The 10652-nt window shown below is 67.5% G+C and carries 14 protein-coding genes and 1 tRNA gene; 9 read left to right on the top strand and 6 right to left on the bottom strand.

The features are described from left to right. The first annotated feature begins 71 nt into the window (after positions 1-71). Positions 72-1673 carry a bifunctional metallophosphatase/5'-nucleotidase gene (locus AAIL68_RS08615; RefSeq protein ID WP_347139369.1) on the top strand — a complete coding sequence of 534 codons (1602 nt, stop codon included), beginning with the start codon at positions 72-74 and terminating at the stop codon, positions 1671-1673. A 117-nt stretch (positions 1674-1790) separates the two neighbouring features. Here AAIL68_RS08615 and hisH read toward each other — a convergent pair whose 3' ends face one another. Beyond that, positions 1791-2420 (bottom strand): imidazole glycerol phosphate synthase subunit HisH, encoded by a 630-nt coding sequence (gene hisH, locus AAIL68_RS08610; RefSeq protein WP_347139368.1) that lies wholly within the window; start codon positions 2418-2420, stop codon positions 1791-1793. Continuing rightward, the gene (gene hisB / locus AAIL68_RS08605) at positions 2420-3007 is read right to left on the bottom strand and encodes an imidazoleglycerol-phosphate dehydratase HisB (protein WP_347139367.1); all 588 of its coding nucleotides are present in this window, start codon (positions 3005-3007) and stop codon (positions 2420-2422) included. The genes hisH and hisB overlap by 1 nt, the downstream gene beginning before the upstream one ends. Before the next feature lie 117 nt (positions 3008-3124). On the opposite strand from hisB, the gene AAIL68_RS08600 reads away from it, so the two are divergent. The 3 genes from AAIL68_RS08600 to AAIL68_RS08590 are packed head-to-tail and all read left to right on the top strand — an operon-like array spanning position 3125 to position 4356. Beyond that, entirely contained in the window at positions 3125-3631 is a 507-nt protein-coding gene (locus tag AAIL68_RS08600) for a hypothetical protein (protein WP_347139366.1), read from the top strand. After that, on the top strand, positions 3632-3994 hold the full coding sequence (locus AAIL68_RS08595) for a cell division protein ZapA (protein ID WP_347139365.1): 363 nt from the start codon (positions 3632-3634) through the stop codon (positions 3992-3994). It abuts the gene before it with no gap. 35 nt (positions 3995-4029) lie between these two features. After that, positions 4030-4356 carry a hypothetical protein gene (locus tag AAIL68_RS08590; protein WP_347139364.1) on the top strand — a complete coding sequence of 109 codons (327 nt, stop codon included), beginning with the start codon at positions 4030-4032 and terminating at the stop codon, positions 4354-4356. Here AAIL68_RS08590 and AAIL68_RS08585 read toward each other — a convergent pair. After that, positions 4334-5107, bottom strand: coding sequence for an alpha/beta fold hydrolase (locus tag AAIL68_RS08585; RefSeq protein WP_347139363.1), 774 nt, complete (start codon positions 5105-5107; stop codon positions 4334-4336). The two genes, AAIL68_RS08590 and AAIL68_RS08585, sit on opposite strands and share 23 nt — an antisense overlap. Before the next feature lie 56 nt (positions 5108-5163). Here AAIL68_RS08585 and AAIL68_RS08580 point away from each other — a divergent pair, with 56 nt between their 5' ends. Further along, a complete protein-coding gene (locus AAIL68_RS08580) occupies positions 5164-5562 on the top strand; it encodes a hypothetical protein (RefSeq protein ID WP_347139362.1) in 399 nt (132 codons plus the stop codon). 99 nt (positions 5563-5661) lie between these two features. Continuing rightward, positions 5662-6846: an MFS transporter gene (locus AAIL68_RS08575; RefSeq protein ID WP_347139361.1), complete on the top strand. Its 1185-nt coding sequence runs from the start codon at positions 5662-5664 to the stop codon at positions 6844-6846. On the opposite strand, the gene AAIL68_RS08570 is transcribed toward AAIL68_RS08575, so the two are convergent. Continuing rightward, positions 6767-7528, bottom strand: coding sequence for a DUF599 domain-containing protein (locus AAIL68_RS08570; protein WP_347139360.1), 762 nt, complete (start codon positions 7526-7528; stop codon positions 6767-6769). The genes AAIL68_RS08575 and AAIL68_RS08570 overlap by 80 nt on opposite strands. Positions 7529-7697: 169 nt before the next feature. Between AAIL68_RS08570 and AAIL68_RS08565 the strand changes: the two genes are divergently transcribed. Next, on the top strand, positions 7698-8150 hold the full coding sequence (locus AAIL68_RS08565) for an Hsp20 family protein (protein ID WP_347139359.1): 453 nt from the start codon (positions 7698-7700) through the stop codon (positions 8148-8150). 72 nt (positions 8151-8222) lie between these two features. On the opposite strand, the gene AAIL68_RS08560 is transcribed toward AAIL68_RS08565, so the two are convergent. Then, positions 8223-8298: transfer RNA gene (locus AAIL68_RS08560), tRNA-Ile, on the bottom strand. Between the two features lie 111 nt (positions 8299-8409). On the opposite strand from AAIL68_RS08560, the gene purM reads away from it, so the two are divergent. Further along, on the top strand, positions 8410-9450 hold the full coding sequence (gene purM, locus AAIL68_RS08555; RefSeq protein WP_347139358.1) for a phosphoribosylformylglycinamidine cyclo-ligase: 1041 nt from the start codon (positions 8410-8412) through the stop codon (positions 9448-9450). Continuing rightward, positions 9447-10037, top strand: a complete 591-nt coding sequence (gene purN, locus AAIL68_RS08550) for a phosphoribosylglycinamide formyltransferase (protein ID WP_347139357.1) — start codon at positions 9447-9449, stop codon at positions 10035-10037. Before purM ends, purN begins: the two co-directional genes overlap by 4 nt. On the opposite strand, the gene AAIL68_RS08545 is transcribed toward purN, so the two are convergent. After that, a complete protein-coding gene (locus AAIL68_RS08545) occupies positions 10034-10645 on the bottom strand; it encodes a thiamine phosphate synthase (protein ID WP_347139356.1) in 612 nt (203 codons plus the stop codon). The genes purN and AAIL68_RS08545 overlap by 4 nt on opposite strands. Positions 10646-10652 lie beyond the last annotated feature (7 nt).

Here is a 10652-nt window from a genome sequence, read left to right as displayed (position 1 = left end):
CATTTGACCCCCCGGCAGCCCTGCGCCAATCTTCCTTTCGATCAGTCCCCTGGGCAAGAAAGGAATCACCGATGGCATTCCGCCTTTTGACCGCCGTATCCGCCGCGGCGCTTTTTGCAGGATCGGCGCAGGCCGAAACGGTGCTGCACATCCTCCACACCAATGACCTGCACAGCCGCATCGAGGCGATCAACGCATATGACAGCACCTGCGACCAGGAAGCGAAGGATGCGGGCGAATGCTTTGGCGGCGTGGCGCGCGTGGCGTCCAAGGTCAAGGAGTTGCGCGACAGGATCCGGGCCGAGGGCGGCAATGTCATCGTGCTGGATGCGGGCGACCAGTACCAGGGATCGCTGTTCTACACGACCTACAAGGGCAAGGACGTGGTCGAGTTCATGACCGCCATCGGCTATGACGCCATGGCGGTCGGCAACCACGAATTTGACAACGGCCCCGAGGGGCTGGCGATCCTGGCAGACGGGGTGCGCTTCCCGGTCGTGTCCGGCAACCTGGATCTGTCGCAGTCGAACGTGCTGAAGGACAAGGTCGATAATGTCATCACCCTGGAGGTCGGCGGCGAAAAGATCGGCATCGTCTCGGCCCTGGCGATGGACACGCCGGAAACCTCTTCGCCCGGCGCGTCGGTGATCTTCCAAGACGACATCGAGAGCCTCAAGGCCGATGTGCAGGAACTGACCGACCAGGGCGTCAACAAGATCATCGCGCTGACCCATGTGGGCTATCTGCGCGACCAGGACTTCGCGAAAGAGGTTCCGGGACTAGACGCGATCATCGGCGGACATTCGCACACGCTGCTGGGCGACATGGAGAAGGCCGAGGGGCCCTATCCCACCATGGTCGCCGGGCCGGACGGGACCGAGGTTCCGGTCGCCACCGCCTATGCCTATTCCAAATACCTGGGCCACCTGACGCTGACCTTCGACGACAAGGGCAAGCTGACCAAGGTCGAGGGCGAGCCGATCCTGCTGGACAATTCCGTCTCCGAGGACGAGGCCATCGCCGCGCGCGTCAAGGAAATGGCCGCCCCGATCGAAGAGCTTCGCCAGAAGATCGTCGCGGAAACCGCAGGCCCCATCGACGGCGACCGCACCAGTTGCCGCGCCAGGGAATGCGAGATGGGCAACCTTGTGGCCGATGCGATGCTGGACCGGGTCAAGGACCAGGGCGTGACCATCGCCATCGCCAATGGCGGGGGCCTGCGCGCATCCATCGACCAGGGGCCGGTCTCGATGGGCGAGGTCTATACCGTCCTGCCGTTCCAGAACACGCTTGCCACGTTCCAGATGAAGGGCTCGGACGTGGTTGCCGCGCTGGAAAACGGCGCCAGCCAGTACGAGGAAGGCGCGGGCCGTTTCGCGCAGGTCGCGGGGCTGAAGTACACCGTCGATCCCGCAGCCGAGGCGGGCAAGCGCATCAGCGACGTGATGGTCATGGCGGATGGCGAGTGGAAGCCCATCGATCCCAACGCGACCTATGGGGTCGCGTCGAACAACTACATGCGGTCGGGTGGCGACGGCTATGATGTCTTTGAAACCAAGGCGCAGAACGCCTATGACTTCGGTCCCGACCTGGCCGAGGTCGTCGCGGCCTATCTTGGCGCGCATGACGGCGCTTATCAGCCAGTCCTGGATGGCCGCATAACCGTCAAGTGACAGCGCGATGTCCCCGGCCCGGCCGGGGGCATCCGGTCGCAGCGGTTGATCGGGTCCGCTGGCCGGATCAGCCGCTGCTCGTGCCGCTAGGTCAGGTCATGGGGCGACGGCCCTGTCTCAGGGCTTCCAGCGAAGGAAGTTGGCGATGAGGCGCAGGCCGACCGCCTGGGATTTTTCCGGGTGGAACTGCATGCCGACGATGTTGTCGCGCCCCACCACCGCCGTCACGGGACCGCCGTAATCAACATGCGCCAGCAGATGCGCCGGGTCCGAAACCTGGAACTGCCAGCTGTGGACGAAATAGGCGTGATCGCCCGTCCCGATCCCCTCCAGCACCGGATGGGGGCGGTCTATCACCAGATCGTTCCAGCCCATGTGCGGCACCTTGAGCCCCGGCGCGGCGATGGCCGCAACCTCTCCTCCGATCCAGTCCAGACCGGCGGTTTCACGGTATTCGTGCCCCGTCGTCGCCAGCATCTGCATCCCCACGCAAATGCCCATGAAGGGCACGCCGCGTCCCAGCACCGCCTCGCGCAGCGCCTCGGCCATGCCGTCCACCTCGCCCAGGGCACGGCGGCAGGCGGGGAAGGCGCCGTCGCCCGGCAGCACGATGCGGTCGGCCTTGGCAGCCACCTGCGGGTCCGAGGTCACGACGATCTCGGCCCCGGCATCGCGGCCCATCAACTGGAACGCCTTTTCCGCCGAGTGCAGGTTGCCGCTGTCATAGTCGATCAGCGCGACCCGCATCACAGTGCCCCCTTGGTGGAGGGCAGCACACCTGCCATGCGCGGATCGGGCTCGACCGCCTCGCGCAGCGCGCGGGCCACGGCCTTGAAGGCGGCCTCGGCGATGTGGTGGCTGTTGATGCCGTGGAGGCGGTCCACATGCAGCGTGATGCCTCCATGGGTGGACAGGGCCTGGAAGAATTCCCGGACAAGCTGGGTGTCGAATGTCCCGATCTTCTCGGTCGGGAGATCGACGTTCCACACCAGGAAGGGCCGGGCCGACAGATCCAGCGCCGCGCGGACGAGCGAATCGTCCATCCCCAGCAGGAAGCTGCCGTAACGGCGGATGCCCTTCTTGTCGCCAAGCGCGCGGGTCAGGGCCTGGCCGATGGCGATGCCCGTATCCTCGACCGTGTGGTGGTCGTCCACATGCAGGTCGCCCTTGGCGCGGATCGTCAGGTCGATCAGCGAATGGCGCGACAGCTGGTCCAGCATGTGGTCGAAGAAGCCAACCCCCGTCTGGTTGTCATAAACGCCGGTGCCGTCAAGGTTCAGCGTGACCTCGATCTGCGTTTCGGCGGTGGTGCGGGTGATGGTGGCTTCGCGCATGGCAATATCCTTTCGTCGGCTGCCTTATAGGGCGCGGCAGGCGTCGCGCCAAGCGGCAGGCTTGTCACGGGGCGGGCGCAATGCCACAACCAAGGGGACGCTTTGAAAGGACCGCCGATGAGCGATATCTCTGTCAGCGAACGCCGCCTCAGTGCCGCCCTGGACCGCATCGACCAGTTCCTGGATCGGGGCGGTGTTGCAGCAGGGTCGCCGGATACGGATCTGCGGGCGGAACTGGACCAGGCCCATGCGCAGATCGCCGCGCTGACCGATCAGTTGTCGCGGCACACAAGCGGGGCAGGCGGGCAGGATCTGGCGGAACAGGCCGCGCGGCTGGCTGCGGCCAATGACGATCTGGCGGCGGCCAACCGCGCGCTGATCCAGGCGGCCTCGGGCGATGGCGACAGGATCGAGGCCGTCAGCGTCGCCCTGGAAGCCGAGATCGAGGCACTGCGCGCCGCCCGCGCCGCCGAAACCGCGCAACTGGGCGCCCTGATGGCCGAGGTCGAGCGCCTGCTTGCGGAAAACGAAGCATCCGCCGCCACGCCGGAAATCGCCGGGGAAATCGCGGGCGATGCGGGGGGTGTTCCCGAAGACACGGACAGGGCGCAGGGGGAGAGGTAAATGGCCGAAGTCGATTTCATCATCGGGCACAAGGAATACCGCGTCGCCGCCCAGGACGGAGAGGAACGCCTGCTGCAGCGCGCCGCCGCCGTTCTGGATGCCGAGGCGCAGCAGATCCTGGCCCAGGCAGGCCGCACGCCGGAACCGCGCCTGCTGCTGCTGGCCGGGCTGATGCTGGCCGACCGCGTGGCGACCTTGGAGGAACGCGCCGAAAAGGCCGAACGCCACCTGAACCGCCTGCAGGCCAATCCCCCGCGGGTCGAGGTTCCGGTGATCCCCTCCGACCTGAAGGAAGCCATGGCCGAACTGGCCGCGCGGGCCGAATCCCTGGCCGACCGGCTGGAGGAACAGGGCGGCCGTTAACCCGCCCTTAACGCCCGGTGTGGCAGACAGGGTCCATGCGTGTTCTTGTTCTTCTGCTGCTCCTTGCCGCCTGCGCGACGCCATCGCCCCGGATGATGGAAGCGGTGCGCCATGACATCCGCCTGCAGGGCATCGACTTCGCGGTCTTTCACAAGGACGACCGGGCGCAGGTGGTGCGGCTGAACTTCGTCGCCCGCCCCCAGGTCACGGTGATCCGCCCGTTGATGGAACAGGCGGCGGCGCAGGCGACGGGCTGCGCGGTCATCCCCTTCAGCGACAGCGCCAGGGTGCCGCGCGATACCGGGGTCGTGACCTTCGACCTGGATTGCTGGGGCGCGCTTATCCCTCGCCCAGATAGCTGACAAGAATCTGAGCCACGGCCTCGGGCGCGTCGGCGTGCAGCCAATGCCCAGCGCCTTTGACGCGGACGACGCGCGCCTGCGGGAAATAGCCGCGCAGCGCCGCCTGGCCTTCGGCGGTCACATAGTCGGACCGTTCCCCCGTGACCTCCAGCACCGGGCCGTCGAAGCTGGCCTTGGGCAAGTCGTCGGGCCAGCCGACCAGCCGGTCCATCTGGTCGCGCAGGGCGGGCAGGTTCAACCGCCACGCCTTTGGCTCAGCCTTCAGGTCCAGAGATTGCAGCAGGAAGGCCCGGATCCCCGGATCCTCTATCCGTTCCGCCAAGGCCGCATCGGCGGTGCTGCGCTGGTCGATGGCGGACAGGTCCAGCGACTCCATCGCGTCGATCAGCGCGTTCTGCGAATGGCCGTAGGCCACCGGCGCGATGTCCATGACCGCCAGCTTGCGCACCATCGCGGGCCGGGTCAGCGCCAGCACCATTGACGCCTTGCCGCCCATCGAATGCCCGACCAGATCGACCTGGCCTCCCAGATCCGCGATCGCATCGGCCAGATCGCCCGCCATCGCCGGATAGCCATGGTCGGGATCGTGGAAGCTGCCGCCGTGGTTGCGCATGTCCACCGTGACGACGCGGCGCCCTTCCGCCAGCCTGCGTGCCAGCGCGCCAAGGTTGCGGCCCTGCCCGAACAGGCCGTGGACCAGCAGGACCGGCAAGCCTTCGCCGCTGCCGAAGATCGCGTGATTCAGTTTCATGCCGCCGATCCTAGAGCGTCTGGCGCGGCCCCGCCAGTATCGCTAGACTGCGCGCCATGACACGCCACGCAACCAGTCCCGACGATATCCGCGACATGGCCGACGAGGTGTCGCGCCTGATCGCTGCCCGCTTTGGCGGCGCCCGCCGGGGCGAACGCCCGCCGCTGCACATCATGCTGCGCCGCCGGGGCGGGGCCCTGCCGCGGGGCTTGCGCAAGCAGGCCGCAGCCTTGGCGCAGGCGGACCAGCTGTCCGCCCAGCCGAAGATCGCCCGGCAACTGGATCTGGCCCGACTGTCACGCGCCCATCAGGCGCTGACCGCGCATCTGCAGCCGCTGGGGGAACTGTCCCGCTGGCAGGGCAGGGCGCTTGGCTTCGCGGCCTCGGTCACGCTGGGCCTGCTGGTTCTGGCGGCATTCGTGGTCTGGATCATGCTGCGGCGCGGGTATCTGTAACGGTTGCATTTCCCGCAATGCAGGTCTACTGACGCTCGCCTTGCCTTTGCTGCGTTGCAGAAAGATGGTGGGGCATTCACCCACAGGAACGCGCGCGCCATGACAGACAACCGTAACCTTCGCCATGCCATCCTGGCGCTGGCCCTTGGCGCATTCGCCATCGGCACGTCGGAATTCGCGGCCATGGGCCTGTTGCCCTATTTCGCGGGCGATCTGGGCATCACGGAACCGCAGGCGGGCCATGTCATCAGCGCCTATGCCCTGGGCGTGGTGATTGGCGCGCCGTTGACCTCGATCATGGGCGCGCGGCTGCCGCGTCGGCGGTATCTTGCGGCGTTAATGGCATTCTATGGCGTGATGAACATTGCCGCCGCGATCCTGCCGGGACTGGCCGCGCTGACCGGGATGCGGTTTCTGGCCGGTCTGCCGCATGGCGGGTTTCTGGGCGTCGCGATGCTGTACGCCGCCGATGCCCTGCCGCGCGAACACCGGGCGCGGGGCGCCGCGCAGGTCATCATCGGCCTGACCGTCGCCAATATCGTCGGCGTGCCGCTGGCGGGCTGGCTGGGCCAGAGCATCGGCTGGCGCTGGGGCTTCGCACTGCCGGGCTTCATCGCGCTGCTGTCGGCCTGGCTGATCCTGAAGGTCGCGCCCCGCGTCGGCGGCAACCCGAACGCCCGGCCCTGGGATGAACTGCAGGCCCTGCGCAACCCGCGCGTGCTATGGCTGCTGGCCGTGGGCGCCATCGGCTTTGGCGGCTTCTTCGCCGTCTATGCCTTCCTGACCGCCGCGATGATCGCCACGACCGATGGCCCCGCCTATGCGATCCCGCTTGCCTTGTGCGTCTTTGGCGTCGGCGGCACGCTGGGCACCTGGGCCGCGGGACGGCTGACGGAACGCGTGGGCCAGATCCGCGCCGCCTATGTCAGCCTGGCCGCCATGGCCGCGACGCAGGGCTTTGCGTCCTTCGCAGTCGGCAACTGGCAGATGATGGTGCTGTCGTCCTTCCTGCTGGCGGCGGGGGCGGGGCTGGTAATCCCGCTGCAGACCCGGCTGATGGATGTCGCGGGGCGCGCGCAGAACATGGCCGCCGCGATGAACCACGCGGCCTTCAACGCCGCCAACGCGCTTGGGCCCTTCCTGGCCGGGCTGGCGCTGTCGGCGGGCTGGGGCTGGGCCTCCAGCGGCTATGTCGGCATCGCGCTCACGGCTGCGGGGGCCTTGGTGCTGACGCTGGCAGTCTGGCATGATCGGGCAAGCGGGGCGGTGGCAGACTGCGCATGATCACCTGGCGCGAGGTCGAGGCGAACTCGCGCCGCCAGGTCACGTACAGCACGACGGCGGTGCCAACGATCAGCGCCCAGGGCCCCGCCAGCCACCCCAGCGAACCAAGCGCGAAATAGACGCTGCGCAGCCCCGCGTTGAAGCTGCGCGCGGCGGTGATGTTCAGATCCGCCGCCTGCATGGCACGGTCCTGCGCCATCGGATCGTCGGGGTCGTTCGGCACGGCGGCCATCATGATCGCGCAATATCCGAATAGCCGGTGCGCCCAGACGAATTTCAAGAAGGCGTTGACGACGAAGAACATCGTCACCAGCAGCTTCAATTCCCACAGGATCCCGCCCGGCCGTTCCAGGGCCAGTTCCGCCGCCAGTCCGCGCAACTGGTCGGTATTGCCGATCAGCGCCAGGATCCCCCCCGTGGCGATCATGCAGGCCGATGCGAAGAAGGCCGTGCCTTCGCGCAGGCTGGACAGGATGTTGCTGTCGAAGATGCGCGGATCGCGGGTGATGAAATTCATCATCCATTCGCGCCTGAACCGCGTCATCAGGACGGATACCGAAGGCTTGCCCGCAGGCGGCCGTTCGGTGAACCAGCCGATGCCGAACCAGACGGCGAACAGCAGGACAAGCGCCGACAGGTCGGCGGCCGAAAGCGAGGCGGGCAGGGACAAAAGCAGATCCATGCGTCCTTCTAGCCGCGCAGCGGGGGCGTTGAAAAGGTTGCGCAGGGGGTCTTGAACGGGCCTCTTAGCCTCCTAAATCAGCGTTACCGGCGGCCAGGATGGCGTCGGTGGACAGCCCGCCCGGCGACCGGGGGGCAACATACTGCATCGCTTGTGAAGGATGTGACCCATGCGCAATTTTGACCTGACCCCGCTTTATCGTGCCTCGGTCGGCTTTGACCGTCTGGCCGACGTGATGGACCGCGCCCTGTCGGCGGACGTCGCCGCCCCCACCTATCCGCCCTACAACATCGAAAAGACGGGCGACGACGCCTATCGCATCTCGATCGCCGTGGCCGGTTTTGCGCCCGAAGACCTGAATGTCGAGGTCCGCGACGGTGCCGTGATCGTTTCGGCCCGCAAGGCCGAGGAAAACGACGGCCGCACCTATCTGCATCGCGGCATCGCCACCCGCGCCTTTGAACGCAAGTTCACCCTTGCCGATCACGTGCGCGTCGAAGGCGCCAGCCATGTGGACGGGATGCTGCACATCGACCTGGTCCGCGAAATCCCCGAGGCCCTGAAGCCCCGCCGGATCGAGATCGCGAAGGCCGCGCCGAAGGTCGAAAAGCTGGACGCCTGATCGTCCGCTTGGCTTCCGCTCCGTGAAGCCCGGATGCCCGTCGGTTCACCCCGGCGGGCATTTGCGTTGGGATGGTAGGCCCGGAGGGACTCGAACCCCCAACCAAGGCGTTATGAGCGCCCTGCTCTAACCATTGAGCTACAGGCCCAACGCTGCCTTCGGGGTTAATCGCCCCGCCTGCTTCGGTCAAGCGCCGATCGCCGTTGCCCCCGTGGGACGCTTCCGCTATCGGGGGCGCATCATTCAGCCGGGGGCCGCCATGACCAGGAACGGGATCAGCTATCGCGATGCGGGCGTCGATATCGACGCGGGCAATGCGCTTGTGGAACGCATCAAGCCCGCCGCCGCCGCGACCGCGCGCCCCGGCGTGATGGACGCGCTTGGAGGCTTTGGCGCGCTGTTCGACCCACGCGCGGCGGGCTATGACGATCCGGTCTTGGTCGCTGCGACCGACGGCGTGGGCACCAAGCTGCGCATCGCCATCGATACCGGGCATCTGGACGGCATCGGCCAGGATCTGGTCGCGATGTGCGTGAACGACCTGGTTTGCCAGGGGGCGGAACCCCTGTTCTTCCTGGACTATTTCGCCACCGGCAAGCTGTCCGTCGATGAGGGCGCCCGCGTCGTCGAAAGCATCGCGCGCGGCTGCAAGGCGGCAGGCTGCGCCCTGATCGGCGGCGAGACGGCCGAGATGCCGGGCATGTATCACGACGGCGACTTCGACCTGGCGGGTTTCGCGGTCGGCGCCATGCAGCGCGGCACGGCCCTGCCGCAGGGCGTGGTCGAGGGCGACGTGCTGCTGGGCCTCGCCTCGGACGGCGTTCACTCCAATGGTTATTCGCTGGTGCGCAAGGTCGCAGAACGCGCGGGGCTTGGCTGGAAGGCCGCCTCGCCCTTTGGCGAGGGCGAACTGGGCGCGGCGCTGCTGACGCCGACGCGGCTTTACGTGAAACCCGCGCTTGCCGCGATCCGCGCGGGCGGCGTCCATGCCCTGGCCCATATCACCGGCGGCGGCATTACCGAGAACCTGCCGCGCGTCCTGCCGAAGGATCTCGGGGCCGAGATCGACTTGACGGCGTGGTCCCTGCCGCCCGTCTTCCGCTGGCTGGCCGAGGCGGGCGGGATCGAACAGGCCGAGATGCTCAAGACCTTCAACAGCGGCATCGGCATGATCCTGTCGGTCGCCGCCGAACGCGCCGATGCGCTGACGGACCTGCTGGCTGCGCAAGGCGAGACGGTCCACCGTCTGGGTCGTGTCGTGGCAGGGCAGGGCGTGCGCTACAGCGGGGCGCTTGCGTGAAGCGAGTCGCCATTCTGATTTCGGGCAGCGGATCGAACATGGTCCGCCTGGTCGAGGACATGCAGTCGGGCGACCACCCTGCGCAGCCGGTGCTGGTGGCGTCCAACGATCCGGCGGCGGCGGGTCTGGCGAAAGCCGCCGCGCTTGGCGTGCCGACCGCCGCCGTGGATCACCGCGCCTTCAAGGGCGACCGCGCCGCCTTCGAGGTCGCGTTGCTGGAGCCGCTGCTGGAGGCGCGCCCCGACATCCTCTGCCTTGCGGGCTTCATGCGCATCCTGACGCCCGGTTTCATCGACCGCTTCGAAGGCCGGATGCTCAACATCCACCCTTCTCTTTTGCCCAAATACCCAGGGCTTCACACCCACAAGCGCGCCCTGGAAGCAGGGGATACCGAGGCCGGCGCCACCGTCCACGAGGTCACGACCGATCTGGATGCAGGCCCGATCCTGGGCCAGGCGCGCGTGCCCATCGAACCGGGCGACACGCCGGAAACGCTCGCCGCCCGTGTCCTTCAGCGCGAACACCAGCTTTACCCGCTGATCCTGCGCCGCTTCGCCGCAGGGGCGCGTGAACGCTTCGACATCTAGCCCCAGAGCGCGGTCAGCGCCGCCACCGGATCGCTGGCCGTCCAGATCTCGGGCCCGATGGCGATGAAGTCGCTGACCGGCGAAAGCTGCTCCAGCAGTTCGCGGGTGATCGCGCCTTCGGCCACGACCGGAACCTCGATCATCTCGGACCACCACTGGAGCAACTCAAGCTCCACCGGCTCGCCGCGATAGAGGGCCGATGCACCCACCGGCCCGAAGCTGACGTAATCCGCCCCGGCCTCGCCCGCGTTCATGCCTTCGTGGCGCGACGATCCGCAGAAGCAGCCGACAATCGCATCTGCGCCCAGTTCCTTGCGCGCATAGCGCACGGCCTTCGCGCCATCGGTCAGGTGAACCCCGTCCAACCCGTGCCGCTGCGCCAGCGCCACATGATCGTCGATCACCACCGCCACGTCGCGCGCATGGGCGATCTCGCGCGCCAGATCGGCCAGGCGGCCCAGCTCATCCTCCTCGGCCCCCGCGCGGATGCGCAGGCAGGCGACCGGGAATGCATCCATCACCGCCGCCAGTTGCGGCCCAAGGGTCGAGGCCTGCGCCCCGGCGGGCATCATCAGGTAAAGCTGCGGGGCGTCTTGGGCGTCGGACATGGGCGGA

It is taken from the genome of Paracoccus sp. SSK6, from assembly GCF_039770665.1.
GTDB lineage: Bacteria > Pseudomonadota > Alphaproteobacteria > Rhodobacterales > Rhodobacteraceae > Paracoccus.
This window is presented reverse-complemented; position numbering and strand designations above follow the sequence as displayed.

Excerpts from the sequence above, each read along its gene's own strand:
- hisB (WP_347139367.1), bottom strand. The coding sequence starts at position 3,007 with ATGCGCGAAGCCACCATCACCCGCACCACCGCCGAAACGCAGATCGAG.
- AAIL68_RS08580 (WP_347139362.1), top strand. The coding sequence starts at position 5,164 with ATGACACGCCACGCAACCAGTCCCGACGATATCCGCGACATGGCCGAC.
- AAIL68_RS08595 (WP_347139365.1), top strand. The coding sequence starts at position 3,632 with ATGGCCGAAGTCGATTTCATCATCGGGCACAAGGAATACCGCGTCGCC.
- AAIL68_RS08565 (WP_347139359.1), top strand. The coding sequence starts at position 7,698 with ATGCGCAATTTTGACCTGACCCCGCTTTATCGTGCCTCGGTCGGCTTT.
- AAIL68_RS08615 (WP_347139369.1), top strand. The coding sequence starts at position 72 with ATGGCATTCCGCCTTTTGACCGCCGTATCCGCCGCGGCGCTTTTTGCA.
- purM (WP_347139358.1), top strand. The coding sequence starts at position 8,410 with ATGACCAGGAACGGGATCAGCTATCGCGATGCGGGCGTCGATATCGAC.
- AAIL68_RS08590 (WP_347139364.1), top strand. The coding sequence starts at position 4,030 with ATGCGTGTTCTTGTTCTTCTGCTGCTCCTTGCCGCCTGCGCGACGCCA.
- AAIL68_RS08545 (WP_347139356.1), bottom strand. The coding sequence starts at position 10,645 with ATGTCCGACGCCCAAGACGCCCCGCAGCTTTACCTGATGATGCCCGCC.
- AAIL68_RS08600 (WP_347139366.1), top strand. The coding sequence starts at position 3,125 with ATGAGCGATATCTCTGTCAGCGAACGCCGCCTCAGTGCCGCCCTGGAC.
- AAIL68_RS08585 (WP_347139363.1), bottom strand. The coding sequence starts at position 5,107 with ATGAAACTGAATCACGCGATCTTCGGCAGCGGCGAAGGCTTGCCGGTC.
- hisH (WP_347139368.1), bottom strand. The coding sequence starts at position 2,420 with ATGCGGGTCGCGCTGATCGACTATGACAGCGGCAACCTGCACTCGGCG.
- AAIL68_RS08570 (WP_347139360.1), bottom strand. The coding sequence starts at position 7,528 with ATGGATCTGCTTTTGTCCCTGCCCGCCTCGCTTTCGGCCGCCGACCTG.
- AAIL68_RS08575 (WP_347139361.1), top strand. The coding sequence starts at position 5,662 with ATGACAGACAACCGTAACCTTCGCCATGCCATCCTGGCGCTGGCCCTT.